This is a genomic window from Bacillus sp. EB01, from assembly GCF_000613125.1.
In the GTDB taxonomy this organism is placed as follows: domain Bacteria; phylum Bacillota; class Bacilli; order Bacillales; family Cytobacillaceae; genus Bacillus_D.
Map to the genome: position 1 here is coordinate 1,001,746 of NZ_HG964497.1, position 24,563 is coordinate 1,026,308.

Annotated in this window: 32 protein-coding genes; 19 read left to right on the forward strand and 13 right to left on the reverse strand. The window is 45.3% G+C overall.

The annotated features are described in order from the left end of the window. Positions 1-32: 32 nt before the first annotated feature. From TY16_RS04450 to TY16_RS04470, 4 genes are all read right to left on the reverse strand, one after another. Positions 33-1,100, reverse strand: a complete 1,068-nt coding sequence (locus tag TY16_RS04450; protein ID WP_043930565.1) for a Ger(x)C family spore germination protein — start codon at positions 1,098-1,100, stop codon at positions 33-35. Beyond that, positions 1,087-2,193, reverse strand: a complete 1,107-nt coding sequence (locus tag TY16_RS04455; protein ID WP_331281076.1) for a GerAB/ArcD/ProY family transporter — start codon at positions 2,191-2,193, stop codon at positions 1,087-1,089. The genes TY16_RS04450 and TY16_RS04455 overlap by 14 nt, the downstream gene beginning before the upstream one ends. Before the next feature lie 6 nt (positions 2,194-2,199). Next, positions 2,200-3,669, reverse strand: coding sequence for a spore germination protein (locus TY16_RS04460; RefSeq protein ID WP_043930566.1), 1,470 nt, complete (start codon positions 3,667-3,669; stop codon positions 2,200-2,202). 341 nt (positions 3,670-4,010) lie between these two features. Continuing rightward, a complete protein-coding gene (locus TY16_RS04470; RefSeq protein ID WP_043930568.1) occupies positions 4,011-4,979 on the reverse strand; it encodes an ABC transporter substrate-binding protein in 969 nt (322 codons plus the stop codon). A 338-nt stretch (positions 4,980-5,317) separates the two neighbouring features. Between TY16_RS04470 and TY16_RS04475 the strand changes: the two genes are divergently transcribed. The 5 genes from TY16_RS04475 to TY16_RS04495 all read left to right on the forward strand — a co-directional run bounded on the left by TY16_RS04475 (position 5,318) and on the right by TY16_RS04495 (position 9,457). Then, entirely contained in the window at positions 5,318-6,322 is a 1,005-nt protein-coding gene (locus TY16_RS04475; RefSeq protein WP_043930569.1) for a FecCD family ABC transporter permease, read from the forward strand. Beyond that, positions 6,319-7,374, forward strand: a complete 1,056-nt coding sequence (locus TY16_RS04480; RefSeq protein WP_043930570.1) for a FecCD family ABC transporter permease — start codon at positions 6,319-6,321, stop codon at positions 7,372-7,374. The genes TY16_RS04475 and TY16_RS04480 overlap by 4 nt, the downstream gene beginning before the upstream one ends. A gap of 102 nt (positions 7,375-7,476) precedes the next feature. Beyond that, the gene (locus tag TY16_RS04485; protein WP_043930571.1) at positions 7,477-8,298 is read left to right on the forward strand and encodes an ABC transporter ATP-binding protein; all 822 of its coding nucleotides are present in this window, start codon (positions 7,477-7,479) and stop codon (positions 8,296-8,298) included. A gap of 129 nt (positions 8,299-8,427) precedes the next feature. Beyond that, complete coding sequence (locus TY16_RS04490; RefSeq protein ID WP_052342593.1) at positions 8,428-9,240, forward strand: IucA/IucC family C-terminal-domain containing protein; 813 nt, start codon at positions 8,428-8,430, stop codon at positions 9,238-9,240. Next, positions 9,197-9,457, forward strand: coding sequence for a DUF2573 family protein (locus TY16_RS04495; protein WP_043930573.1), 261 nt, complete (start codon positions 9,197-9,199; stop codon positions 9,455-9,457). Before TY16_RS04490 ends, TY16_RS04495 begins: the two co-directional genes overlap by 44 nt. 39 nt (positions 9,458-9,496) lie before the next feature. Here the strand turns inward: TY16_RS04495 and TY16_RS04500 are convergent, their stop codons facing one another. Further along, positions 9,497-9,889 (reverse strand): hypothetical protein, encoded by a 393-nt coding sequence (locus TY16_RS04500; RefSeq protein ID WP_043930574.1) that lies wholly within the window; start codon positions 9,887-9,889, stop codon positions 9,497-9,499. A gap of 107 nt (positions 9,890-9,996) precedes the next feature. On the opposite strand from TY16_RS04500, the gene TY16_RS04505 reads away from it, so the two are divergent. Then, positions 9,997-10,335, forward strand: a complete 339-nt coding sequence (locus TY16_RS04505) for a MarR family transcriptional regulator (RefSeq protein WP_043930575.1) — start codon at positions 9,997-9,999, stop codon at positions 10,333-10,335. Between the two features lie 121 nt (positions 10,336-10,456). Here the strand turns inward: TY16_RS04505 and TY16_RS04510 are convergent, their stop codons facing one another. Then, a complete protein-coding gene (locus tag TY16_RS04510) occupies positions 10,457-11,287 on the reverse strand; it encodes an alpha/beta fold hydrolase (RefSeq protein ID WP_043930577.1) in 831 nt (276 codons plus the stop codon). A 112-nt stretch (positions 11,288-11,399) separates the two neighbouring features. Continuing rightward, a complete protein-coding gene (fabG, locus tag TY16_RS04515; protein ID WP_043930578.1) occupies positions 11,400-12,140 on the reverse strand; it encodes a 3-oxoacyl-ACP reductase FabG in 741 nt (246 codons plus the stop codon). Between the two features lie 619 nt (positions 12,141-12,759). Between fabG and TY16_RS04520 the strand changes: the two genes are divergently transcribed. Together TY16_RS04520 and TY16_RS04525 are read left to right on the forward strand one after the other, a co-directional pair. Continuing rightward, positions 12,760-13,236 (forward strand): DUF2975 domain-containing protein, encoded by a 477-nt coding sequence (locus TY16_RS04520; protein WP_043930579.1) that lies wholly within the window; start codon positions 12,760-12,762, stop codon positions 13,234-13,236. Between the two features lie 12 nt (positions 13,237-13,248). Continuing rightward, positions 13,249-13,461, forward strand: a complete 213-nt coding sequence (locus tag TY16_RS04525; RefSeq protein ID WP_043930580.1) for a helix-turn-helix domain-containing protein — start codon at positions 13,249-13,251, stop codon at positions 13,459-13,461. Between the two features lie 170 nt (positions 13,462-13,631). Here TY16_RS04525 and TY16_RS04530 read toward each other — a convergent pair whose 3' ends face one another. Then, positions 13,632-14,111 (reverse strand): DinB family protein, encoded by a 480-nt coding sequence (locus TY16_RS04530; protein ID WP_043930581.1) that lies wholly within the window; start codon positions 14,109-14,111, stop codon positions 13,632-13,634. Positions 14,112-14,307: 196 nt separating this feature from the next. Here TY16_RS04530 and TY16_RS04535 point away from each other — a divergent pair, with 196 nt between their 5' ends. The 5 genes from TY16_RS04535 (at position 14,308) to TY16_RS04555 (ending at position 17,992) form a co-directional block, all read left to right on the forward strand. Beyond that, on the forward strand, positions 14,308-15,357 hold the full coding sequence (locus TY16_RS04535) for a 3-oxoacyl-ACP synthase (protein ID WP_197028357.1): 1,050 nt from the start codon (positions 14,308-14,310) through the stop codon (positions 15,355-15,357). Further along, entirely contained in the window at positions 15,335-16,672 is a 1,338-nt protein-coding gene (locus TY16_RS04540; RefSeq protein WP_043930583.1) for an acetyl-CoA hydrolase/transferase family protein, read from the forward strand. Before TY16_RS04535 ends, TY16_RS04540 begins: the two co-directional genes overlap by 23 nt. A gap of 369 nt (positions 16,673-17,041) precedes the next feature. Next, positions 17,042-17,425, forward strand: a complete 384-nt coding sequence (locus tag TY16_RS04545) for a DUF6232 family protein (RefSeq protein ID WP_043930584.1) — start codon at positions 17,042-17,044, stop codon at positions 17,423-17,425. A gap of 23 nt (positions 17,426-17,448) precedes the next feature. Continuing rightward, a complete protein-coding gene (locus TY16_RS04550) occupies positions 17,449-17,721 on the forward strand; it encodes a hypothetical protein (RefSeq protein ID WP_043930585.1) in 273 nt (90 codons plus the stop codon). A 19-nt stretch (positions 17,722-17,740) separates the two neighbouring features. Then, the gene (locus TY16_RS04555) at positions 17,741-17,992 is read left to right on the forward strand and encodes a hypothetical protein (RefSeq protein ID WP_043930586.1); all 252 of its coding nucleotides are present in this window, start codon (positions 17,741-17,743) and stop codon (positions 17,990-17,992) included. Between the two features lie 62 nt (positions 17,993-18,054). Here TY16_RS04555 and TY16_RS04560 read toward each other — a convergent pair whose 3' ends face one another. Together TY16_RS04560 and TY16_RS04565 are read right to left on the reverse strand one after the other, a co-directional pair. Continuing rightward, entirely contained in the window at positions 18,055-18,390 is a 336-nt protein-coding gene (locus tag TY16_RS04560; RefSeq protein ID WP_043930587.1) for a spore coat protein, read from the reverse strand. A 12-nt stretch (positions 18,391-18,402) separates the two neighbouring features. Continuing rightward, entirely contained in the window at positions 18,403-18,681 is a 279-nt protein-coding gene (locus TY16_RS04565) for a hypothetical protein (RefSeq protein WP_043930588.1), read from the reverse strand. A gap of 370 nt (positions 18,682-19,051) precedes the next feature. Here TY16_RS04565 and TY16_RS04570 point away from each other — a divergent pair, with 370 nt between their 5' ends. Beyond that, positions 19,052-19,321, forward strand: coding sequence for a hypothetical protein (locus TY16_RS04570; protein ID WP_155922141.1), 270 nt, complete (start codon positions 19,052-19,054; stop codon positions 19,319-19,321). 143 nt (positions 19,322-19,464) lie between these two features. On the opposite strand, the gene TY16_RS04575 is transcribed toward TY16_RS04570, so the two are convergent. After that, the gene (locus TY16_RS04575) at positions 19,465-19,659 is read right to left on the reverse strand and encodes a cysteine-rich CWC family protein (RefSeq protein WP_043930590.1); all 195 of its coding nucleotides are present in this window, start codon (positions 19,657-19,659) and stop codon (positions 19,465-19,467) included. A gap of 105 nt (positions 19,660-19,764) precedes the next feature. Here TY16_RS04575 and TY16_RS26055 point away from each other — a divergent pair, with 105 nt between their 5' ends. Then, a complete protein-coding gene (locus TY16_RS26055) occupies positions 19,765-20,016 on the forward strand; it encodes a hypothetical protein (protein WP_155922142.1) in 252 nt (83 codons plus the stop codon). Positions 20,017-20,049: 33 nt separating this feature from the next. Here the strand turns inward: TY16_RS26055 and TY16_RS25540 are convergent, their stop codons facing one another. Continuing rightward, positions 20,050-20,184 (reverse strand): YuzL family protein, encoded by a 135-nt coding sequence (locus tag TY16_RS25540; protein WP_081772884.1) that lies wholly within the window; start codon positions 20,182-20,184, stop codon positions 20,050-20,052. A 309-nt stretch (positions 20,185-20,493) separates the two neighbouring features. On the opposite strand from TY16_RS25540, the gene TY16_RS04585 reads away from it, so the two are divergent. Continuing rightward, positions 20,494-21,414 carry a DMT family transporter gene (locus tag TY16_RS04585; RefSeq protein WP_043930592.1) on the forward strand — a complete coding sequence of 307 codons (921 nt, stop codon included), beginning with the start codon at positions 20,494-20,496 and terminating at the stop codon, positions 21,412-21,414. Positions 21,415-21,704: 290 nt separating this feature from the next. Here TY16_RS04585 and TY16_RS04590 read toward each other — a convergent pair whose 3' ends face one another. Continuing rightward, positions 21,705-21,902 (reverse strand): Spo0E family sporulation regulatory protein-aspartic acid phosphatase, encoded by a 198-nt coding sequence (locus TY16_RS04590; RefSeq protein WP_043930593.1) that lies wholly within the window; start codon positions 21,900-21,902, stop codon positions 21,705-21,707. A gap of 504 nt (positions 21,903-22,406) precedes the next feature. Between TY16_RS04590 and TY16_RS04595 the strand changes: the two genes are divergently transcribed. The 3 genes from TY16_RS04595 (at position 22,407) to TY16_RS04605 (ending at position 24,262) form a co-directional block, all read left to right on the forward strand. Continuing rightward, the gene (locus TY16_RS04595) at positions 22,407-22,889 is read left to right on the forward strand and encodes an ankyrin repeat domain-containing protein (protein WP_043930594.1); all 483 of its coding nucleotides are present in this window, start codon (positions 22,407-22,409) and stop codon (positions 22,887-22,889) included. 139 nt (positions 22,890-23,028) lie between these two features. Then, positions 23,029-23,547: an SMI1/KNR4 family protein gene (locus tag TY16_RS04600; protein ID WP_043930595.1), complete on the forward strand. Its 519-nt coding sequence runs from the start codon at positions 23,029-23,031 to the stop codon at positions 23,545-23,547. 427 nt (positions 23,548-23,974) lie between these two features. Beyond that, positions 23,975-24,262 (forward strand): hypothetical protein, encoded by a 288-nt coding sequence (locus TY16_RS04605; protein ID WP_043930596.1) that lies wholly within the window; start codon positions 23,975-23,977, stop codon positions 24,260-24,262. Positions 24,263-24,563: the final 301 nt, after the last annotated feature.

Sequence of the window (24,563 nt, forward strand, 5' to 3'; positions counted from 1 at the left end):
TACTACCCCTACTACCCCTACTACCCCTCTATCTACTCAACAACGCCGCTTTCGAGCAGTTTGACTTTGGCGTTGACGTGGACTTGCATGTTTGGGTAGTCGGTTTTGCGCCATTTTTGCTGGTCGAAGTTGCGTGTCCGGGATCTGACGAAGGCGCCGAGACCGATAGGATCGATATCTTTTTCCTGGTAGCGCTTGAAGAGTTCCATGCAGGTTGTTTCGATTTGCTTTTTTAGGGCTGCATCGATTTGCTTTCTGATCTTTTTGTTAAGAGGCCCTCCGGTATATTGCTCAAGGAGGCCCTCGACTTCGACATTGATGGTAAGTTCATATGGATTTCGTCCAGTCAGCTTTGGTTTCAGTTTAGAATTAATGCTGCGGACGACGGCTTCGTTCTTACCCATGGCCACTCTAACACCGCCATGGGTGTATCTTTCAACCATTAGCTTGAAATAGAACAATTTGTTTGGCGGAAGAATATCAATTACTTTATCGTTTTTAAATAGAGCAAGTCCGATCAGTTCTACTCCTTTATTGCCATTTTTTTTAATAAAAGGGAGGTAAGGGCTTTTCCCGACCATATAAAAATCGGCCAGGAATGTATGCATATTTGTTTTGGGCAAGTCCAAATTTTTTGTATTTTGTTTAATTAAATCAGCAATATAGGCTGAGTTCCCCTTTTTGCCATAATCTCCTTGGAGGATATCCTTGGCCTTGCCGTCGACAACGGCGAAATAATTGTTCGTACCAATAGCAGGATCCCTCTCAAGTGAATCGAGTGTTGGGGAAATCCCCTTTTCAGCTAAGTCCCTGCCAAAAAGGACCACCTCCGTTGCGCCAGTGACAATAGGATCTTGGGATTTTTTTTGGAAAATCCTGAAAATATTCCGGCTTGGCGAGGATATAGCGCTTAACGTTGTATTCTCCACCTTCTGGTCAGGAAGGTGGTAGGGAATCAGGGCGGTACCCTCCACCTTTGACCCCTCCCTTGCATCATAACCCAGTCCGGTAATCAGGCGGACATCGTCAATAACTTCCCTTTGCACACAGCCGGTCAGCAAAATGAAAGCAGAAAGAAGGATTCTGCTACGATTTGCCATGATTCTTCACCTTCCTTGAAATCAAAGTTGCCGCAAACAAAAGCGGAAGATAGCCGAAATTTAGGAAAAAGCCAGCTCTTCCAGTAATGGTATTCAGCATGTCGATGTCTGCCCGCCCGGAAATTAGGGAACAAGCAACGAGAATCAATATGGAAATAACATATATCCCGACCTTTTGTTTCACGCGGAATGCCCGTTTAAGTACCCGGGACGCACCCCAGAGCCCTAGGCATACATTTGGGAGGATAATCAAATTCCAGGTAGCCAGGCCGACAAATTCAAACCGCTCAACAAAAGGCATCTCAACAATTTTGAATATTGACAGAGTGGCCCAAACAGTCCGTTCTAGCTGGCCCTCTGAATAATAAACAAAGCTCATAATAGCGATTAACGTATAACCCAAGGTAGTGAATAAGATACCCCAATGGGCGAATTTTTGGGATTTTTCAGGATTTTTTATAAACGGATAATAGGTCAACAGCATCTCCCAGCCGATATAGGTCAATGCCATATTAAAGGACGCCATGGCTAGCCCTTTGAAGCTATGCTCCAAGATGGGCAGGAGTTGATTGAAATTAGCGTATGGAATCGTATAGAAAAAGACGAAAATCATATAAAAAGGCAGTATCACGCCGAAGAAGGCGATTCCGGCAACAGTTCTGAAGCCACCGCTAACAATGTAAATTACTAACAACATGAAAGGAAGCGCAAACCAGAAAGTACTCAAGTCCTGGAACATCCAGACCTGGATAATTTCAATAAAAGTCCTAAGGGCGGTTACGCTCAATAACGAAAAATACAAAACGAAAGGGAGGCAGGCCCATTTTGCAATTTTTTTGCCAAACGTGTATTCATGGATTGAGACAATATCGCCGCCGCTAATCGCAGCCATCTTATAAACCATCCAAATCAATGGGTGGATTGCCAAGCCAGCGAGAAGTACCGAAATCCAGGAGTCATAGCCGGCGTACATCGCAATAATGCGCTGGAAGCCAAGGATCCCTACTCCCCACTGCATTTTATGGACAAGAAAAAAGGTGAGGAAGGACGAGACCTTGGCCTTTTCGGGTATTGATACAGTCAGTGTCTCCACCTCCAATTATTCATCGATATCCTTGTTGTTTTTCTTTGGATTTGATCGGATTGGATTCAAGGGCCGCAAAAACTTCGGCCTGGTTTTCTGCATATTAAAGGGTAATCTGATAACCGCGTCCTTATTATCCGATAGCCTGGGAGGATAATAGGGCTCAAGGTACGGCCGGTTGAGTGACGTTAGCCTAATCAGGTGGGTAAGTAGGATACAGAAGCAAAACACGATTCCGAGCAGGCCCCAAACGGCAGCGAAGAGTAAAAAAGGAAAGCGGAGCAGCCGAATGGTGTTGCCCATTTTGTAAACAGGCGCCGTAAACGAAGCGAGACCTGCAAGTGCTACGAAAATGAGCAGAACATTACTAGTCAATCCGGCTTCAACAGAGGCTGTCCCGATAACAATACCGCCGACGATGCCAATTGTCTGGCCGACCTTTGTCGGAAGCCTTGCCCCCGCTTCGCGCAAAAGCTCAATCGTCAATTCAAGAAACAGCGCTTCTAAGATAGGCGGCAAGGGAATCAGCCTTCTTGAACTGACAAGCGTGCTCAGCAAATCCTTTGGTATCAATTCATAATGAAAGGTAAGAACCGCGACATAGATTGGCGTGATCAAAAACGAAAACAGGATTGCAAACAGCCGGATAATCCTAAAAAAAGACGCCAGCACCCAATTCAGAAAATAATCATCGAAGGCGTTGAAAAACTCGCCGAGCGTCGTCGGACCGATGATGGCATGGGGGGAGCCGTCGACAAGGACCGCTATACTTCCCTCAGTCAAGGCCGAAACAACCCGGTCCGGGCGCTCCGTATCAAGCAGTTGCGGAAAGGGCGAATGCTGGTTGTCGGAAATCATTTGGACAATGTACGAGCTGTCGATGACTGTATCGATTTTAATGGAATTCATTCTGTCGGTAATTGTTTTCACATTTTCCGGGTCTGCAATTCCCTCAATGTATAAAACAGAACAGCGTGTCTTCGATAGCGAACCAACAGTAATTTCCTCGGTGACCAGCTCTTTTATAGGCAGGCGCCTGCGAACCATATTCGTATTCAGGACAAGTGATTCAACGAACGCTTCCTTGGGCCCGATGACACTGAATTCAACCTCGGGAATTGAAATGGTGCGGACATTTGGAGTCTTGATTTCCATTAGCGCATACTGACCCGGATCCGAATCGACTGTCAAAAGAATATTCCCTGTCATCAGCGCTAGTTCCAACTTTGCAGGATCGGTCTCGACTTTCATGTTAGCCGCCGGTACCAACGCAGTTACATCATTAATAAACTCGAAATTCCGCTCAAGCAAATAGGGAAGGACATCCCGCTGAACAATCCGCTCATCGACTAACGTCGAAAAATAGGAGAGATGGAATGTCACGCCAGTCTTTATGTTCTTGTACTGCCGCTGCAAAAAGTCAGTCGACCGCGTAATAATCTCCTCAATCGGAACCTGCTCCTCCTTACCCGGCTTCTTCCTCATCACCCTCACCCCAAACCAAACCCATTATTATTTATACAAAACACCCGAAGTAACTCAGGTCTTCACAAACCCAAACATATCAGCCTTATTATTTCCACACCCTGGAGGAATATGTATTTAATTGGGGTCAAATAGGGGTCAGACCCCTGCCGTGGACATTCTTCCTCTCAAACCCGCATTCTTGGGGAATGTGTCTTTATGGGGTGGACACGGCGGACAGCGTGGACACGTTTACGTATTAAAAAAGCACCTGCGATTTAGCAGGTGCCGAAAATATATAATAGGGGAGGGTAAACATTCAATACTAAAGGGAATCTTATTCAAAATTCAAGGCTAGTGTTTTACTTCACCATAATCTTTTCAAGTTCATCCAGCATCATGTTTGCTGCGATAACGCCGCCAGCTGTATTCCAGATGGTATCGTCAACCTTATGGACATTGCCAGCCTTGGCAACTTCAAGGTTCTTAAAAAGCGGGTCATTAATCCAATTCTTTTCAAGTTCGGATGCCTTGCCGTCGCCTTCCTCATATGTGAAATAGAAGAGGATGTCGCCTTCCATCGCAGGAATCCGTTCCTTCGTCACATTTTTCTCAGCAAAATCAGGTTTATCCTGTTCCGCAGGGCGTTTAAAGCCGATTTCCTCAAGAATTACACCAGAGAATGTATCTTTATGGTAAATCCGGACGTCGCCAGCCATAAAGCGGACCATCGAAACTTCCATATTCACCTTATCGCCAAGCTTGCCCTTCAAGTCCTCAATCCGTTTCGTATAATCCGCAAGCACTTTATCGCCTTCAGCTGTCTTATTAACCGCTTGTGCATAAAGCTTGAAATTTTCCTTCCAATCGCCACGCAGCGTTTCAGCAAATACAGTTGGTGCAATTGCCTTCAGCTGTTCGTAGATTTCTTCCTGGCGCATCTTATTGCCGATGATCAAATCAGGCTTAAGCGCAGCTATTGCTTCCACATTAACCTGGCTTTCAACGCCTACTACCTTGGCATCCTTCATGTCGTCCTTAATATGGTCGTACCATGGATCGCCTGTCCATGACTGAACCGCGCCAACCGGCTTCACACCAAGTGCAAGCAAGGCTTCAGTTCCTTCGTTTGTTAAAATGACCACACGCTCAGGTGCTTTCTCAAGGGTAGTAGAGCCCATCGCATGCTCCACAGTGTAGCTTGTATTCTCTTTTTTCGCAGTTTCGTCTCCGCCACTTTTGGCAGATTCATCGCTGCCCTTCCCGCAAGCCGCGAGGAAAACCAGCGTAATTATCGAGAGTAGCGCAAATACCGATTTAAATCTTTTCATCCTTCAGTTCCTCCTGAAATAAGTAATTGATAATCATTTTCAATGACTACTTCATCATAAAATGATACAACCAACATGTCAACGCTTTAATTGAAAATAATTCTCAATTCACAAAGGTGTCAAATTTTACTTGCAGCTTGTGGGCTTTTTAGCTCCCCGAAGTGAAAGCAGTCAATTAAAAATCAGCTGCTTCAGCAAGTGTGATAATTTTTTGAAATATGATACTTTCTAAATGAAAATGATTATCAGAATCATTGACATGGCTGTTTTATCAACTTAGACTAGTATTATAGAAACATTAACAAACTACCCATGTTGGAAAGGCCGGAACAGCAATCATGGTTCTGAAAAATACAGCTTTAAAATGGGCCGGCTTGTTCGCCGCCATCCTATTGCTCCTTATACTAATGGGAGCAAGCATCATATTCGGCTACACCGATACGACCATTAAAATGGCCATTGATGCATTCACAAAATTCAATGGATCCAATGAACATATCATCATAGAATCAGTTCGCCTCCCGCGCGCGCTGATAGCAGCAGCAGTAGGGGCAAGCCTGGGGATTGCAGGTGTTCTTCTCCAGACGCTAACCAAAAACCCGCTGGCTTCACCTGATATCTTCGGGGTCAACGCCGGAGCGGGAATGATGGTCGTCATCGCCGTCACGATTCTAAAGGTCGATAGCCTCCAGGCATTCACCTGGCTAAGCTTCCTCGGCGCAGCAGTAGCCGCAGTCGGAATCTATGCAGTCGGTTCATTTGGCCGCGAAGGGCTGACTCCGATGAAGCTGACACTCGCAGGGGCAGCATTGACAGCTATGTTCGCAAGCCTCACCCAGGGTCTTCTTGTCCTGAACGAGGCGGCACTCGAGCAAGTCCTGTTCTGGCTCGCCGGCTCCGTTTCAGGCCGCGAACTTGAAAACCTGACCTCCGTCCTGCCATATCTTATTGTTGGCTGGCTTGGCTCGCTTTTAATCGCCGGAAAGATGAACGTCCTGGCGATGGGGGAGGACGTCGCCAAAGGTCTCGGACTTAACACCGCTTTTGTAAAAATTGCTCTCGGAGCTCTCGTCATCCTGCTTGCGGGAGGGGCTGTCGCTGTCGCAGGCCCTATTGGTTTCATCGGTATTGTCATCCCGCATGTGACAAGAAGCATCGTTGGCATCGACCACCGCTGGACGGTTCCCTTTGCGGCACTGTTTGGAGCCATGCTCCTGCTTGTCGCTGATATCGCCAGCCGCTACATGCTTATGCCGCAGGAAGTACCGGTCGGCGTCACAACGGCCATCATTGGCACCCCATTCTTCATCTACATCGCAAGAAGGGGGTTCAACAACAGATGAGCCAATTTAAAAATTTTCGCATACTAAAAGGAAGAATCTCATTCCTTCTTGATCTCAAAGCAGTGCTCGTATTTCTCGGCCTGGCACTCGCCACAGCTGCACTGTTTGTCATAAGTACCGGGATTGGCGAAATGAAAATCAGTCCGCTTACCGTCATCTCAACCTTCTTTGGCGGCGGAACTGAAATGGACCGGCTTATTATTACATCATTCCGGCTTCCACGCATCATCATTGCACTAGTCGTTGGAATGGGGCTCGCTGTCGCTGGCGGTATCCTGCAAGGCATGATTCGCAATCCGCTCGCATCGCCCGACATTCTCGGCATCACCGGCGGTGCATCGGTTGCCGTCGTTGGCTTCCTCGCTATTTTTAGCGATGAAAGTAACGCCTTGACCGTCCCGATTGCCTGGATGCCAGTCGCAGCCTTCATCGGTGCAGCGGTAGCCGCTTTCCTTGTCTACATCCTGGCTTGGAAAAATGGCGTTTCGCCAATCAGGCTCGTCCTGATCGGTATCGGCCTGATGGCCCTCATGAAAGCACTGACAACATTAATGATGATTCTCGGACCGATTTTCCAAGCAAGCCAGGCCAACATCTGGCTCACCGGAACCGTCTATGGTTCAACATGGGCGAACGTTGGAATCGCTCTCCCGGCAACACTAATCTTAATTGCACTTGCACTCATCGCCGCCAGGAACCTGAACATCCAGGAACTCGGTGACGACGTCGCAACCGGACTCGGTTCGCGCGTTCAGAAACAGAGGCTTGTACTTTTAACAATCGCAACCGGGTTGATTGGAACATCAGTCGCATTCGCAGGCGGCATCGGCTTTGTTGGCCTGATGGCCCCACACATGGCAAGGAGGCTTGTCGGCTCATCATTCGGGGCATTGCTCCCGGTATCGGCAGTCCTCGGCGGAATCCTCGTCATGGCAGCCGACCTGATCGGCCGGACGATGTTCTCGCCGCTCGAAGTCCCAGCAGGCGTCTTCACCGCCGGCATCGGCGCGCCTTATTTTATATATTTATTGTTTAAAACTAGAAACCAGTGACATTCGACAAACTTCCGGGCGTGCCTGCCACCCCCCGATTTCCGATAAAACTTAAGGTATGCAATACACACCGACTGAAAAAAAACGAAGGAGCTGTCTGAATTGACGCATGCAACTGCTATTGAAACGAAAGACCTGACCTTGTCCTACGGAGATGCGCTTATCATAAACGAACTGAATCTCACCATCCCAAAAGGTGAAATCACCGTCTTCATTGGAGGGAACGGCTGCGGTAAATCGACGCTGCTTCGCTCAATAGCGCGCCTCATGAAGCCGCAATCAGGCAGCGTCCTATTAGAGGGAAAAGCCATCTCAAAACTATCAACACGGGAAGTCGCCAAGAACATGGCCATCCTTCCGCAGACACCCGTTGCGCCTGAAGGACTGACCGTACTCCAGCTTGTCAAACAAGGCCGCTATCCGTACCAAACCTGGCTAAAGCAATGGTCAGAGGAAGATGAGAGTAAAGTTAATGACGCTTTGAAAGCAACGGGTCTCGAGGATCTTAAGGACCGTCCAGTCGATTCCCTGTCCGGCGGCCAGCGTCAGCGCGCCTGGATAGCAATGACACTCGCCCAGGATACCGATATCCTTTTGCTGGATGAACCAACAACCTACCTTGATATGACACACCAGATCGAAATTCTCGATCTTCTCTGGGAACTCAACGAGCGCGAAGGACGGACAATCGTCATGGTTCTCCACGACCTGAATCTTGCCTGCCGCTATGCCCACAACATCGTCGCCATCAAGGATAAAGCCATCTATGCCCAGGGCCGTCCCGAAGTCGTCATCAACTGCTCCCTGGTCAAAAACGTCTTCGGCATGGACTGCGAAGTCACCATCGACCCGCTCTTCGGCACACCACTCTGCATCCCATACGGCAAAGGCCGCTGCATCCTAAAAAACGCACTCGCCAACTAGGGATACCCAGTGGGGTAGGGGTCAGACCCCTTGTGAAATTGTGAATTACTAGAAGGGCTAGGGATTGGGTTTTAAACTAGAACCAACCTGATCATTCCAATCCTCATCCCGTAAAGGACGGTGTATTCAATGAAGCTCGAGACACGGACCCAACCGCTGACTATCGCGGAAAAAACAAAATTGAAAGCCTACCGATACACCGATATGAAGAAAATCGGCATGATTCAGGCATCATCTCTGCTTGACCACGATGCGCTGGAGGCATTTATCGAATCAATTATGCCGACGCTTCAGACCGATTCGGCGAAAGTCGCTGCCTCGGTGTTCATGAAGCGTTATGCCTATATTGCAGTACTGTCTCTATACAGCATTTCCGCGTTGAACAAGAAACTTAACATCCAAGCGGACAACGTCTTCTTTGAAGCCCCGATTGGTACAGGTAGCTGGCTGCCGAAGTTCTTTTTAGAAAAAGCGGAAGCGGAAAAATGGGATGGAGGAGACCACAACCAATGGCGCAAACAAGCAATCACCGAGCTTTTCGCAGGCCACATCTTCCCGCTCATTGACCTGCTAGGCAAGGTCACCGGTGTTTCCAAGCTAATCCTTTGGGAAAATGTTGCCATCTATATTATGTGGCTATACGAATCCGAACTCGCAGGGCAAGCCCCCCCCGATGACGATTTCAATTTTATTTTCAACGAAACAGAGGGAGCGGTCTTCGGCAAATACCGACGCAATCCACTCACAAAGTTCTTTACCGAAAAAACCTACCAGGAGGACCTGGACGAAATGGTCCGCGTCCGCAAAACCTGCTGCTTCTCATACTTAACAGGCGATAAAGATAAACGCTGCAAAACATGCCCATGCCGTCAGCTCGAAATGGAGGGGAAATGTGCCAATGGAACAGACAACATTTGCGAAGCAGTTCGAAGCATTACTTGAAAAATATGCGGAGCTTCTTGTCGGCCAATCTGACGAAGAGACAACCGAAAAAGTGAAAATGTACGCGCTGTACACCCACATTGCCAAGACCATGCCGCCGCTCGCCCAGCACTGGAACACTCTCTACCCAGACGCTAAGGACGAAATGAAAGCACTCATGCTCGAAATCAAACAACTTAACGAACAGCACCGCAATTCAAAGTCAAAAACTCAATAATAAAGAAAGCTCCCGGCAAATGCCAGGAGCTCTTTTTTCTTACAAGGATAATAGAGAAGTGGGTTTAAAATGGGTCAGCTTTACTTTTTTCTTCAACTTTTTATATTCTTTTTTTCCAAACAAAGACTTGTAGAGTAATTTAAAGTCATCTTTAAGCTGTTTAGGGCAATAATTTGAAGAATGCGATTCTGGGTGAATCATTTTACTGGCTGAAAAATAATGGGTTCGTAAATTGTCGCTTATAAAGTCCAGTCGCTCACCTTTTAAATCAAGCGTTGTCTTTTGATAGTATTCGATAAGAGGCCTCAGATGCGTCATCTGGCTAATTACAGCTGCTTTTTCCGATTTATTCTGGGTAATAAAGTCATAGTACCCTTCAAGGATACAACTCCCATGTGTTTCTAAAATTGCTTTATCGCTGATTTTAAGCATAAAAATACCCCTCTCTTTTTCAGTTTCTATATGGTATAATTATTATAAAATATTTCCATTATAATTTCAATAAGTTTCCCAATAGGAAACAAAGAAGGGGATTTTACATGCTGAAGAAAAAGGGGATATACTCGCTGCTTCAATATATTTCGTTATTGGATTTAAAAAGCAGGGATTACAAAGTGCTGCTCTATATAATGCCAAAGGTAAACAGCGAGGAATTTGTAAAAGTAAATCAGAAAACTATTGCAGATGAACTTTCCCTTAGTAAATCTGAAGTATCAAAAGCTATTAAAAAATTGGTTGAAGAAGAAATCCTTATGGTTAATCTTCAATCAGAAAATAAACGAAAAAAGGTTGAATTAATATTAGGGGATTTTTCGAAAGAAGAACTGGATGACCGGATATTTGAACTAATAGACAGTAATACAATTGAGGATCTTTAGAGTGCAGGAGAATCATTAAAAAGACATGTTCCTAATAAATGGGACACGTCTTTTTAAAAGAAATTTAAAGCAGAAGCAAAGAGTTGGAAAATAAAGAAGCAGGGAACCAACCCTGCTTCAACTACTCTTTTCCCAGCTCACTATTCTTGACCACAAACCCAACCATCGCAGACTTCAACACCTCAGGCTTCTCGAAAATCGCCACATGGCCGCACTCCGGAATCACAATATACTCGGCCCCGGCAATCCCATTAGCCAAAATGCCCGAAAACCGCCGCGGCTTCAAAATATCGTTCTCGCCGACCACAACCAGCGTCGGGCACGCAATCTTCCCAAGCTCATCCGTAAAATTCGCATCGCGGATGAACGTTTCATACAGCGTAACCTGGCCCGCAAAATACTCGTCATCAATGTCATTCATCATCCGAGCCCGCTCCGCCAAAAACTCTTTATTGCGTTCAACAAACGCATTGTAATAAAGCGAAGGAGCTGCGCCCCAAAAGAAGGCCTCACCCTTGGGTCCAAGCGCGAGCTGCTTCCAACCCTCAACAAACAGCTTCGTCGTCTCATCCAGCTCACTCGTCGAATCAATCACCACTAGCGAAGCCGCCCGATCCGGATAATCAATAACAAACCGAAGCGCAACCTCGCCGCCATACGACGTTCCAATTAAATGCACCGGGCCATTAACACCAAGCTCATCCAGCAAAGCAGCCGCTTCCTCGGCGTGCTCCCGGAACGAATACGGCCCAGGAGGCTTCGCCGACTTCATCTGTCCCTTGAAATCGTGCAGCACCACCCGATACCCCAGCTTCACAAACAGGGGATAATACAGCGCCCACGAACTCGTCGTCGTCATCACCCCGTTTAAAAACATCACCGTCTCCTGGGCATCCTCAGGCCCGAACACCTCATAAAACAACTCATTCCCATTAATCGTCATAACCGGCATCAACAACACCTCCTATCTTATGTAAAAAAAGGGCCAACCCAAATTAGAATCCGCCCCGCCTAACCACACAACCAAGATACCCACAGGGGGTAGGGGTCAGACCCCTTGTGAATTACAGCACAACCCCGCCATCGACGCTCAACACAGTACCTGTCACATACCGCGCCTCATCGCTCGCCAGGAACAAATACGCATTCGCGATATCAGCAGGCTCGCCAAGTATTCCAAGCACCGACTTGCCCTTCATCATATCGAGCACTTTCTCCGGCATTTTCGCCACCATCGGCGTGTTGATGAACCCAGGAGCAACCGCGTTGACCCGCACACCGTACCGGCCAAGCTCCTTCGCCCACGTCTTCGTCATCCCGATCACGCCCCATTTCGTCGCAGCATAATTCGTCTGCCCGAAGTTTCCATACAAGCCGACAACCGAAGACGCATTCAAAATCACGCCGCCCTGCTGCTCCTTCATCACCTTCGCCGCAGCCTGGCCAACCAGGAACACACCCTTCAAATTCACATCAATCACGCGCTCCCACTGCGATTCCTCCATTTTCAAAAGCGTCGCATCAGCCGTAATCCCCGCGTTATTCACCACAATGTCAACGCTTCCAAATTGCTCCGCAGCATCCGAAACCATCTTCTCAACCTGGCCGCCGTCCGTCACATCGACAACCATCCCGACAGCCATGCCGCCAGATTCCACAATCATCGCCACCGTCCGGTCAATATCCTCGCGGTTCACATCCGCCACAACCACCTTCGCTCCCTCAGCAGCAAACCTCACCGCCGTCGCCTCGCCAATCCCCCGGCCACCGCCAGTCACAATTGCAACCTTATCCATCAACCTCATTCTACAAACCTCCTAAATAAATAATCACACATTTACTATGCAAGAACCTTGCCAACTTGAAAACCCTACCCCCAACCCCACTTTTGGAAAAAGGGGTCGCCGCCAGCTGTGTAGCAAACAACAGACACTGTCCGGAAATCCGACACCAGTTTGCCTTCCCATGGCATAGCTACCGGGCTCTGGCAAACGCCAAATTTTCCTTTGAAGCACAATCACTTGGATTGCACCACAATCCAGCAAACACACGGAAGACCCACGCAACCCCAATAATCCAGCAATCCTTCAGCAATACTCTCGCACACCCATTTCAAACTGCGCTTCACCACAGTTGCCAAACTCTCAAACCCATAATAGCAATCCCCAGTTACAAGTCTGTTACAACTCCATTTTTACTCAGTAAACCCCACACACAATACCTAGTTTAATTGAATTCCATTTTAGAAGAGAGTGCAAGCGAGAGAGGGATAAGGCTTTCGATATTAGCACAATGACATTGGAAATAAGAGGGAATCAAAACGCAAATCAATAATAAAACAACGATAAATAATAATTAATTATTGATAATCGATAAATAACCTGATAAAATCATCTTATAAATTAATTAGGCGAGGTGCTTTTTATGAAACGAGGCTCAACATTATTTTTAAGGCTGGCGCTTTTCCTTATTGGAACTCCAGTTCTTGCGTTTGGTTCATTCGGGTTGTATTGGTTAATGAGAAATCCGGCAAACCCGGAGTATGCCCATATTCTGTATCCGATTGTAATCGGCATGTATGTATCGGCAATTCCATTTTTCACCGCGTTGTATCAGGCTTTTAAATTATTAGGATTTATTGACAAAAACAAGGCATTCTCTGATTTGTCTGTACACGCTTTGAGAAAAATTAAAATTTCGGCCATGGTCTTCAGCGGTATCTATGTTGTTATTCTGCCATTTGTGTTTATGGTGGCTGAACTGGACGATGCCCCAGGTCTAGTCATAGTGGGAATGGTCCCAGTGTTCGCCGGGCTGGTCATTGCTGTGTTTGCCGCAGTTCTCCACAGGCTTTTAAAAGAAGCAATTGATATCAAATCCGAAAATGATTTAACAGTCTAAGGGGTGAAACCAATGGGGATTATTATTAATATAGACGTAATGCTGGCGAAAAGGAAAATGAGCGTAACCGAGCTTTCCGAGAAGGTCGGAATCACCATGGCAAACCTCTCCATTTTAAAAAATGGCAAAGCCAAAGCCATCCGATTTTCCACACTGGAGGCAATCTGTAAAGCACTCGATTGCCAGCCCGGAGACATTCTCGAATATAAAGATGACGAGAACTAAATTGTAAGTGTGACATTAAAAAAGGAAGGTTTCAAAGGGGAGCGGGTGCCAAAAGGTAACATAGAACCGCCCTGCCTCTGTAAAACAACTTTCTCGCATGATAAAGTATTCCAATAAATTTTTCATACAAAAAGCACCTCGGAAATTTTTCCGAGGTGCTTTTAACATACTTATTTCATCTGATCTTCCCTAGTTGGACCCATAACTCCCGGCACTTTCAGTCCAGCCTGGCGAAGCAATACCGTCATTTGCCCGCGATGGTGAGTCTGGTGGTCAACTAACATCCTCAAAACAGCGCCTCTTGGCATCATCTGGCCAAGAGCTTCCACACTTTCGACGATACTTTCATCAGTCAAATTTGCTTCCACTGCTTTTACCAATTCCTCTGAAGCTTTTTTATATGCAGCGGCAATCTCGCTTGCCTTGGAAGGAACCGAACCAGGATCCCCAGGCATTGCTACCTTAAGGCCAACCTGTCCCGCAAAAAATGGAACGCTTGTCGCCAGGTGCCAGCCAAGCCAGCCAAGTGTGCTGTGCCCTTCAACAATTGCCTGATTCAATTTTTCATCCGTCAAAGACTCAAGTACCTGAATTGTTCCGCTTGATGCCCCAGACCATTCCGCTAGAAAATCACCGACAGTTCTGTACATATTACCACTCCTTCAAATATTCACTTCAACTATTATAGGCATTACCACTAACTATTTTCAAATAAGGTAAATTGATGCCCGACTTCAAACCAGGCTAATCCCGGGATACTTACTTCTCCTAAAAATGCTTGCAACTCAAGTGTAACTCCAAAATCCTACACTAAGGTGAATAATCCTTCCAAAGGAGGAGATACAGGTGACTGAAACCCACATTGGAATAGTAGGAACCGGGATATATATCCCCGAACCAAGAATGACTGCGAAGCAAGTTGCTGAAGCAACAAACGGGATCTGGACGGAAGAAGCCATCATCAACAAGCTCGGACTAAAGGAAAAACCAATCCCTGGAGAAAACGACGGAACTCAGGAAATGGGCGTCCGCGCCGGCCTCGATGCCATTAAAAACAACGGAATCGACCCGAAGGAAATTGACTTGGTCATCTCCATCGGCGAGGAATGGAAGGAGTACCCGCTGACCACCTCCGCCATCTACATTCAGGAAAAAATCGGCGCGACAAACGCGTGGGGCATCGATCTCCAGCAGCGCTGCTGCACAACCGTTTCGGCTATGAAAATTGCCAAAGACATGATGATGTCAGACCCCGATCTTAACACCGTTATGATTGTCGGTGGCTATCGTAATGGCGATTTCGTCGACTACACAGACAAAGCGATGTCGATGATGTATAACCTGGCAGCAGGAGGCGGGGCAATTATTTTAAAAAAGAACCTTGGCCGCAATATCCTGCTCGGCTCACACATCATGACCGACGGCTCAATGGCGCGCGATGCTGGCGTCGAATTCGGCGGCACCGAAAAGCCAATCACGCCTGAAAATTACAACGAAGCCTATAAATCTCTAAGGCTATTTGACGAAAAGCATATGAAGGACCGCCTGAACGAAGTCTCGATGTCGAATTGGTTCCACTGCATTGACCGGGCCTTCGAGAAATCCGGCATTGCCAAGGAAGAGCTCGGTTACCTGGCAGTTCTGCACTTCAAATACTCGATGCACAAGTTCATGCTTGAAACGCTTGGCCTGACTGAAGAGCAATCAATCTATTTAAGCAACTACGGCCATTTAGGGCAAGTCGACCAGATTCTTTCCCTGCATCTCGCATTGGAGCAAGGCAAGATTCAGGACGGAACCGTCATTTCCATGATTTCCGCCGGAATTGGCTATGCATGGGCAGCAAACGTCATCAAATGGGGGCCGATTGGACATGGCGACAATCACATCGAATAAATACAACGACCTTTATTCGGCAAAAAAAATCTCAGTCGAGAAGGCGCTAAGCTTCGTGAAAACCGGTGACCACATCGTCTCCGGACTGGCTGCTGCCGAACCGCGCAGCTTCCTGTCCAAGCTGCACACGCTTCCGGAGCATATCGAAGACATTCATGTTTCAACCTGTCTGCCAATCCTTGAATATCCTTATTTCAGCGACACCGACTACAAGGAACGCTTCCTGATGGAAGGCTGGTTCTACATGCCGGCCGTCCGGAAAATGCACGAGGCCGGGACGGTTTCCTACATCCCAAACCACTTACATTTTGCAGGAAACAGGCGCCATGAACACCGGCACGTCAATATTTTCGCAGGTGTGGCTTCACTAATGGATGAGCATGGCTACTTGTCCCTAAGTCTAAGCGCAACCTATGAAAAAGAACTCGCTGAAGTCGCAGACCTTGTGATTCTTGAAGTGAACCCGAATATGCCGCGCACATTCGGAGACACAACAATTCATATCTCGGAAATCGACTATTTGATTGAAGCAAACTACGAGGTGCCGCTGTTTCCATCACCGGAACCGAACGAGAAGGACCGAATCATCGGCAGGCAAATCGCCGACTTGATTGAGGACGGCTCAACAATCCAGCTTGGCATCGGCGGCATCCCGAACGCAGTTGCCTACGAGCTGCAGACCAAGAAGGACCTTGGCATCCATACCGAAATGTTCACAGACGGCATGGTCGACCTTTTTAATGCAGGTGCTATCACTGGGAAAAAGAAAACCCTTCACCCTGGAAAAATGGTTGCCACCTTCGCACTTGGTACTAAAAAGCTGTACGATTTTATCAACAACAACCCAGGTGTGCTGATACTGAACGGCAGTTATGTCAACGACCCGTACGTAATCGGCCAGAACCATAAGATGATTTCGATCAACACAACACTTGAAATCGACGTGACTGGCCAATGCTGTTCCGAGTCAATCGGCCACCGCCAATTCAGCGGCACAGGCGGCCAGGCGGACACCGCAATCGGCGCCCAACTGTCACCAGGCGGAAAATCATTCATCGCCCTCTACTCGACAGCCAACGTCCGCGTCCCGGGCAGCAATGAACGCAAGACCATATCAAAAATCGTCCCAAGACTGACCCAGGGAGCGGTCGTCTCGCTATCCCGGAACGACGTCGACTACGTCGTCACCGAATACGGAGTCGCCCACCTGACCGGCACATCCATCCGCGAGCGCGTCGACATGCTTATCTCAATCGCTCACCCAGACTTCCGGGAACAGCTGAGGGAAGAAGCACGCGACCTAATGCTCTGGTAAAACGGGTGCCTGCGATTGGGTCTATCTATAAAACTAAATAAGAGACGGCCAGAAAGTTTGTGCTTTTTGCAAACTCTTTCTCGCTGTCTCTTTTTCAATTAATAATATGTAGATAGCGCCGCTTAAAAGTAACTATTCCTTTCCCGAAGTGTTCATAAATCCCAAATCGTATTCATAAATCCCAAATAGTATTGATAAATCTCCAAAAGTGTTCATAAATCTCATAGAGTATTCATAAAAGATAGCAAAATGCTAGCACCTCGTCAAAACACATACCCTCACAAAAATATTTTACAAAAAATTCTCACACATTGAAAACACCTATATGGTAAAATTAGGTAATTACCAAAACACCCCACAGGAGGCGCCATGGAGGAGCAAATTTACCTTGAGACCAAAAATATCGTCGTCAGCAACCTACTTATTAAAACAAGAGACAAATTATTTCCACTTCAGCATGTAAGCTCAATTTCAATCGGATTAACAGAAAACAAATCAGCAGGTTTTTTTCTGAAGATAGCAGTCGTGTTCTTATTCGCATGGAGCCTCAATCAAGAGTCTATTATTGCGGTTTCCGTGGCATCCATAGCTGTATTTTTTGCAATTATTAATTGGCTGAGTGTAGAAAATGATCGGAAAGAAGCACTTCACATTACTCTTGCAACTGGAGAAAAACATTATATATTCGAGGATATCGATCAGGCATTCGATGCCGTCAGCAGGGCGCTTGCAAATAAAGGAGCGGCTAATTAGCTCAGTTGAGGGAGGGGGGACTATTGAAAATATCTTTTTTCATTATTCTGCTTGCCGTCAGCCGGATACTTTTTAAAATGGACAAAGGCACTCTAAAAACCTCAGCCACACTAAGAGAACTTTCCTTCTTAACTGTAGGCTTCATACTAGTCCTCCTTGGAGAAAGGTTTCTCGATATTCCAGTCCTTCAAGCTAGAGAACCTGAATGGTATGAACTCTGGATTGGCGGATTCCTGTTTTTCCTTGGGACATGTTTTTACTCCTACCTTGGCTGGAAAGAAACCAGCAGAAATTGATCCCGCAAAGGAGGTTCCCATGAATAAAAACTTACACCTGTCGAGTATCGTACTAATTATCGTTGGCATCCTACTTTATATCATTACTCTCATGAACTATGGTGATTATCGCAACTTCGGATACATTTGCTTCCTCGGTGCACTACAGTGTTCCTGCATTAACGCCTACCTTCAGAAAAAAACTACCAAAAAAGTATTGATAGCAACTAGTATTATCGTGGCACTAGCTTTCCTCCTTCTGCTTGTGGAATTAATCTGGCTAAAGGATTAAGAGCCCGCACATACAAATAAAATGGCCTCCACAACATGGGGAGGCCGTTTCCTAACCTTATCCTACTGCATCTGCCCGCCGCCATGATTTGGCAGCTGGTTCCGATATCCCTCAAACTGCTGGGCCTTCTGCTGAAGCGCCTGATTCTGCGCAGGCTCGACCTTATACCAGCCTTCCTGGAACATCACATTGTACAAATGGCGCTGGCAATCCTGCGTTTCCTTGAAAATCTGCAGCACATCATTGTAAAGCCCGCTGTGTGAAGCCTCATTCATGAACACATTATACCCGTCCGTCATATACTTTTCCGTCGTCAGCAAATCATTGATAAAATCACGATCATTCATTGACGGATTCTTCTCAACCTTTGTCTCTGGATTCGAAATCGAATTACTCATTTTCCGCACCTCCTACTGCTGCATATACTGCTGTGCATTCTGGTTTTCATGCGAGTTCAAGTGGCCAAGGATAGTCTCATAGTGCCGCGTATGCATCTCGCACACCTTCTCCGCCTCCGCACGCATTGACTCCATCTGGCAATGCTGGGCAAAGAAATGAGCCTTCTTCGCCGCCAGCAAATTCCATGTCAGCATATCAGTCAAATACAGCGCATCCTTCCCCGACAATACATCCGGCGGCTGCTGAATAAACTGCTGCTGACCCTGCATACCCTGATTCTGTTGCTGCATAACCAAACCTCCCAAAACAAAAAATTCCTGCACCCTTAACATCCCCAAAACAAACCGCATTATGCGACACAATAGGGCAGATTAAGGACGCTTCTCCTTTGCCACAGAAGAAGGGACCTCCACCCATTGCTTCACAAAGAAGCGGAGGGACACCCTGTTCGGTCAGGCTTGGATGCCTCCGCTCGGTAACTGACAACGATTCGTTTTAAGGTCATCACTAAATTAATGGAATATTCTGTTAAAATGTTATATAATTAAGTGATTTATTTTACAAACGGTGGTGATTAAAATAAAAACGTTGGCTTTATATATGTTTGGATTTATTCGCTTTGTAATAGTAATGATATCGATATTACTAAGTATATGGTTCTTGATAGCAGCTGCCTTTTGGGCGATTGTTGCACTAGTCGGGAACGAGAATGATTGGATTAAACCATTAACTCAATATTTATATTTTCTTGCTTGTTCTTTATCGGTAGGCTTAATGAACGAAATTGAAAAGAAAATAAATAAAGAAGATTATGATTTAATGACAAATAATTGGCTTTTAGACCTGTATTTACTTTTCTTAACAGCTCATTATAATTTGCCTAAGTTCATAATAAGGAAAATGATAGGTAAGCCAAATTTAAATCCATAAACAGGAACTCGGTCATAAGGTGTTTTTATAAAACATACTTCGCGAAATTTATAAATAAAAGCAAAACTCGCCATTCAGAAAAATTGGCGAGTTTCTTTATTGAAAATAGAATCCGTACGTCAATCTTTTATTAGTTAGACCCATCACCCCTGCGCCTCAAGCTCAACCTTAAATGTTTGTAGACAACTCCTACAAATACAATCCTTCCGTAAGCTTTCCTGCGGCACCAGCTCAAAAATCCCCTGCGGAAACTCCTCATACGCACACCAGCAAGTTTCACGCTCACCTGCCATACAGTCATTCTCTCCACCACAAATCGGACAACGTTTTCCCGTCATACCATCACTCTCCCCAAACCATCTATCCCCATTGTACAGCAAACAGCCTGTCCATTAATTGAGCATTTAGTGATAAGATAAAGGAAAAAATGAAAGGTGCTTACTATGAAAAAACTCCCAATCATCCTAACCATAGCTGGCCTGGCAATCATCGCTTACGCCTTCACAACAGAAGGGATCTACCGCGCCCTGATCCAAATCGCAGCCCAAATCCTGATCGGCATCGCAATCCTCCTCCTTGCACCCCGATTCAAGAACGTGCTCCCAAAAGGCATATACTACATCTTCCTCACATTTATCACCGTCATGCTGCTCATGATGATCTACCTCTTCATCGACATCTTTATCACCTACTAAACAAAAGGGCACCCACCCAGGGCGCCCCTCACATCAATGCTTCTTGAACTGATTATTCTGGCTGTTAACCTTATTCTTATTGTGCCGGATATTGTGCGGCCCCGCATTGCCCTTCACACTCGCCGCGCTGACCCCAGCATCCGACGGATCCTTCTTCAGCTTCGCCATCAAAAATCACCCCGTTACTTATCCTGCCCTATTCTTTTTTGAAAAAATCGGTCGACGCCCTCAAGCTTCCGTCTCATCGCAACGCCCAAAATTCACCAAAAAAAAACCGGCCAAAGCAGGCCGGGGAAAGGGATTAGATACTAATCAAAGGGGGTAGGTAAACATAATTAGAGCACCTTTACATCTCCAAGAATAAAGGAAAAATATAAATTCACCATAAATAAATGATTAACTTTTTCTTAAATCAACATCACGAAACACGGGAAACCTACTAAGACAAATGGCCCCGACAGAAGAGAGTGTGTACCCATGAAAAAAACAACCTACCTGGCCTACATGAGCGCCATGCTAAACGCGCTAATCGTCGGCCTTTCATTTCTATTCACCAAAACAGCTGTCGAAGCGTCCAGCCCAATCGACACATTGGCGTTTCGCTTCACTGCAGCATTCCTTGCCGTCAGCATCCTGATGGCCCTGAAAGTCATTAAAACCAATTTCGACAACTTCAAGCACTACTTAAAGGTCTTGCCACTGACGCTGTTTTACCCAACCTTTTTCTTTGCGTTCCAGGCATACGGACTTCAAACAATCTCGTCATCGGAAGCAGGAATCCTGTCGGCGACAATCCCAATACTGACGCTGATCCTTGCATCACTTTTTATAAAAGAAAAGACAAACCTGCGCCAAAAGCTGTCCATCATTGTCTCAGTAGCAGGCGTCATCTATATCTTTATCATGAAAGGCAGCTCGATTTCATTCGCCGACTGGAAAGGAATCATCTTCATGATGATTTCATGCCTGGCAATCGCAAGCTACACCGTCATGGCCCGCAAACTGACAAAGCAATTCGAACCGATGGAAATCACTTATTTCATGCTCGGCGTCGGCTTTCTCGTTTTCAACGGAGCCGCCATCACGATGCACCTTGCAAACGGAACCCTGTCCAGCTTTGCAAAACCGATGTTCGATCCGAACTACATCATCGCGATATTGTTCCTTGGAATCCTGGCGTCCTTCGTGACATCGTTGTTATCCAATTTCGCAATTTCAAAAATCTCCGCCTCACGAATGAGTGTGTTTGGAAATATGTCGACAGTCATCTCAATCGCTGCCGGCGCAATCTTCCTTAATGAAGAAATCCGCGCCTATCATATAATTGGATCGATTTTAATCATTCTCGGAGTACTAGGAACAAACTTTTTTGGGGAAAAGAGAAGAGGGGAAGCCTGAAAAAGATGCAGCTTAGCAGAGTTAGGTTTTATCAACAATTTTTCTAACCTCAAGGACATTTTCGGTCGGCAGCACACCAAAATGTCCTTGAAATTGCTTTTCAAGGACATTTTACTTATTCGTCAGCATTAAAATGTACTCGAAACCTCTTTTCAAGTACATTTTCCCTATTCATCACTTCAAATTGTACTAGAAATACTTTTCAGGACTGTCAGCGCTTCCAATTGCACTTGTTTGTTATCCGAAAACTTGGGATTTCCGTCTATTAAAAGAATTCACAAGAATAATCTTCAGGCCATAGAGGTCGCACCCTTCTTCCTCGCCATCATCCGCTGAAACTCCAGAATATAACGGTCCAATTTATGACTCGCCTCAATCGTTGTCTCATGGGCAAACCCAAACTCCAAACCCTTCGCAACTAGTTCACCACGTAAGAACTCAATATATCTTTGCAATTCAACCAGGTTCATTCTATCAGGCTTGTCCATAAGCAACCTCCTTCCGAAAGTACAAAAAAAGTTCCGGCTCGAAAGCCGGAAAAAATAAGGGGTTTGATGGTATATATCTATATTATAAAAGGGGGAGTGAGTTATGAAAAAGAATGGGGTCTCTTTCACCACGTATTTATCATAACGCTCAAATATGAACAAATTATGACCAAACCTTTAACATTCATTAAAAAGACCAAAAATAGGCTGAATTAAAGTATTCATATAAACTTGAAATTACTAAACCTTGATTGGCTTTATCGCTTTTTAAGTTTTCTTGATTTTGTATTATTAAATACAATTTAATAGTAATAGGCCATAACTGAAGGAAAATTAACAAGATTAGTTGCTGAAATTACATAAAACAAACACACTAACTTCACGAACAATATTTAAACATGAGAATGCCAAAGCGTAAAGCGACACAGGAGGGAACTAACTGATACAAAAAGGGGTTATATACTTACTTTTGACTGTTTGAAATTAAATGTGGGGGATGAAAAAATGCCAACAGAGAATGCTGATATTTATACTTTAGCCAAGTTTGGTGATTTGGAAAGTTTCATGAGAAATTTTGATAAGAAACAAATGAATAAAAAAAGCAGTAGTGGCTCTGGACTATTGCATTATGCTATTTCCGGAAACAGATTTGATATTGCCTCTTTTCTTATTGATCAAGGAATAGATGTGAATATGACAAATGCCGATGGGCAAACCGCCTTACACCTTGTTTGTGTAAATCAGGATTTAACTGTTGCAAAACAGCTGTTGGAAAGAGGGATAGACGTAAATTTAAAGGGTAAATACGGAAATAATGCTATATGGACGGCTGTATTTAACTGTAAGGGCAGAAATTATGAAATGGTTGAATTGCTTATGACCTACAATCCTGATATCCACAATAAAAATAAAGCAGGAAAGTCACCCTTGGATTTTGCAAAACAAGTAGGCAATGAGATATTAATAACTATATTGTTGGAAAAATAGTGTACATATTTAAAGACATAAGTAAGAGAATATACCCGTGAAAATCCTGGGGGAGAATAATTCCCTGGGTGGATTTTGTAAAAAGAATTTCATAGAAGGAATAATGGATACTAGTAGGGGCTGATGGAAATGCAATGTATTGATTCCACCTGCTGTTCCTGTAAATGCAGGAGCAGATAGTGAATGGGAGCATGTTGAAACTCGATTAGGTACCAGGCTGCCCGATGATTATAAAAGTTTCATAAAGGTATATGGCACAGGAAGCATTGATAACTTTTTATGGGTTCTTAATCCATTTGAAAAAAATGAAAATCTCAATCTCTTTGAAACGGGGAAAGCTCTTAGGGATGCATACCTGGTTTCCCAAAGTAATTTTCCAGAGGATTATCCCTATACTGTCTTCCCTGCGGAGGGAGGGTTACTGCCTTGGGGATTCACAGACAATGGTGATGAACTATACTGGCTAACCAAAGGCGACCCTAATGATTGGCCAATAGTCGTATATGAAACAAGGTCGACGGACAATTATCAATATCCATTGTCGATGACAGAGTTTCTGGAAAAATGTTTAACAAGGGAAATGGTTTGTGAGGCATTCCCCGAGGAATTCCCGGACGAAGAAGTAAAATTCCGGCCTCTTGGAACAAGGACGTATTAACGGACCAATTTAAAACATTTACTTATTACTATAAAAATGCTGCTTTCATCGATATTATAGGATGAAACTCATTATATGTTTTTTACATTTACTAATGCCAGAAAAAATGACCAACCTGCCCAATTACATCATCGGCAACGACGCTAACCGCTGTATAAAACGCTGCACTGCCTCCAACGAACAACACACAAAAAAGAACCGCATTTTTCATAGAAAAACTCCTCCATTCAGTGAGCCCTTAACTGAATTTTAGGAAATCTATGTAAAAAGCAATCGCCTTTTTTGTAAAGGTTTTATATACTTTATGTTACAAGTTAAATGGGGGAAGCCTACCGTTTGCCAAAAAACAGAAGTAAAACATATCCATATCACTTAAAGGGCGACACCCCTGGCACGTAGGGTCCAGCCAGAACAGGAGGAACCATACATGTCCAAACAACTGCTAATTAAACTCTTGCTCGACCCAACTGCCCGCGAGGACGAGCGCGATGATGCAGCCATCGGCCTGGCCCAATATGATGACCAAGAAGTCGAAGCCGCTCTAATCCAAGCCATTCACGATCCAAACACCACCGAAATAATCAAAGCTAGCTGCGGCACATCCCTGGCCGAAATCTGGCTCCGAACCAACCGCATCGACCACCAGATCCTAGCCAACCTGCCCGAACCCGCAAAAACAGAAGCAACCGGGTTAATTAACACCAATCCAAACTAATGAATAGCACAAGTTTTGAAATTTCCAGGACAGATTTTTCGATATTCAGGACATTTCCCGAAAAATACAGGACATTACCCAACCGTTGCAGGACAGATTTTCAATTTTTCAGGACAAACTCAATTCCAACCCAATAAACTCAGTAGAGCAACCATTAGAAAAACATTGCCAACGCGATAGTAAAAATACATACTACGGGTTGCTCATTATGCGGGAGGATATTTTATATACGGAAATTGAAGAAACGGAAATGTAACGGTTAAAAGGAGAGCTATTTAACTCAAATTGTGAGATATCACAA

Bases quoted from the DNA above. Each gene is read 5' to 3' on its own strand.
- TY16_RS04450 (WP_043930565.1), bottom strand. From the start codon at position 1,100: ATGGCAAATCGTAGCAGAATCCTTCTTTCTGCTTTCATTTTGCTGACC.
- TY16_RS04460 (WP_043930566.1), bottom strand. From the start codon at position 3,669: ATGAGGAAGAAGCCGGGTAAGGAGGAGCAGGTTCCGATTGAGGAGATT.
- TY16_RS04470 (WP_043930568.1), bottom strand. From the start codon at position 4,979: ATGAAAAGATTTAAATCGGTATTTGCGCTACTCTCGATAATTACGCTG.
- TY16_RS04475 (WP_043930569.1), top strand. From the start codon at position 5,318: ATGGTTCTGAAAAATACAGCTTTAAAATGGGCCGGCTTGTTCGCCGCC.
- TY16_RS04480 (WP_043930570.1), top strand. From the start codon at position 6,319: ATGAGCCAATTTAAAAATTTTCGCATACTAAAAGGAAGAATCTCATTC.
- TY16_RS04490 (WP_052342593.1), top strand. From the start codon at position 8,428: ATGAAGCTCGAGACACGGACCCAACCGCTGACTATCGCGGAAAAAACA.
- TY16_RS04495 (WP_043930573.1), top strand. From the start codon at position 9,197: ATGGAACAGACAACATTTGCGAAGCAGTTCGAAGCATTACTTGAAAAA.
- TY16_RS04500 (WP_043930574.1), bottom strand. From the start codon at position 9,889: ATGCTTAAAATCAGCGATAAAGCAATTTTAGAAACACATGGGAGTTGT.
- TY16_RS04505 (WP_043930575.1), top strand. From the start codon at position 9,997: ATGCTGAAGAAAAAGGGGATATACTCGCTGCTTCAATATATTTCGTTA.
- TY16_RS04510 (WP_043930577.1), bottom strand. From the start codon at position 11,287: ATGCCGGTTATGACGATTAATGGGAATGAGTTGTTTTATGAGGTGTTC.
- fabG (WP_043930578.1), bottom strand. From the start codon at position 12,140: ATGAGGTTGATGGATAAGGTTGCAATTGTGACTGGCGGTGGCCGGGGG.
- TY16_RS04520 (WP_043930579.1), top strand. From the start codon at position 12,760: ATGAAACGAGGCTCAACATTATTTTTAAGGCTGGCGCTTTTCCTTATT.
- TY16_RS04525 (WP_043930580.1), top strand. From the start codon at position 13,249: ATGGGGATTATTATTAATATAGACGTAATGCTGGCGAAAAGGAAAATG.
- TY16_RS04530 (WP_043930581.1), bottom strand. From the start codon at position 14,111: ATGTACAGAACTGTCGGTGATTTTCTAGCGGAATGGTCTGGGGCATCA.
- TY16_RS04540 (WP_043930583.1), top strand. From the start codon at position 15,335: ATGGCGACAATCACATCGAATAAATACAACGACCTTTATTCGGCAAAA.
- TY16_RS04545 (WP_043930584.1), top strand. From the start codon at position 17,042: ATGGAGGAGCAAATTTACCTTGAGACCAAAAATATCGTCGTCAGCAAC.
- TY16_RS04555 (WP_043930586.1), top strand. From the start codon at position 17,741: ATGAATAAAAACTTACACCTGTCGAGTATCGTACTAATTATCGTTGGC.
- TY16_RS04560 (WP_043930587.1), bottom strand. From the start codon at position 18,390: ATGAGTAATTCGATTTCGAATCCAGAGACAAAGGTTGAGAAGAATCCG.
- TY16_RS04565 (WP_043930588.1), bottom strand. From the start codon at position 18,681: ATGCAGCAACAGAATCAGGGTATGCAGGGTCAGCAGCAGTTTATTCAG.
- TY16_RS04575 (WP_043930590.1), bottom strand. From the start codon at position 19,659: ATGACGGGAAAACGTTGTCCGATTTGTGGTGGAGAGAATGACTGTATG.
- TY16_RS26055 (WP_155922142.1), top strand. From the start codon at position 19,765: ATGAAAAAACTCCCAATCATCCTAACCATAGCTGGCCTGGCAATCATC.
- TY16_RS25540 (WP_081772884.1), bottom strand. From the start codon at position 20,184: ATGGCGAAGCTGAAGAAGGATCCGTCGGATGCTGGGGTCAGCGCGGCG.
- TY16_RS04585 (WP_043930592.1), top strand. From the start codon at position 20,494: ATGAAAAAAACAACCTACCTGGCCTACATGAGCGCCATGCTAAACGCG.
- TY16_RS04590 (WP_043930593.1), bottom strand. From the start codon at position 21,902: ATGGACAAGCCTGATAGAATGAACCTGGTTGAATTGCAAAGATATATT.
- TY16_RS04595 (WP_043930594.1), top strand. From the start codon at position 22,407: ATGCCAACAGAGAATGCTGATATTTATACTTTAGCCAAGTTTGGTGAT.
- TY16_RS04605 (WP_043930596.1), top strand. From the start codon at position 23,975: ATGTCCAAACAACTGCTAATTAAACTCTTGCTCGACCCAACTGCCCGC.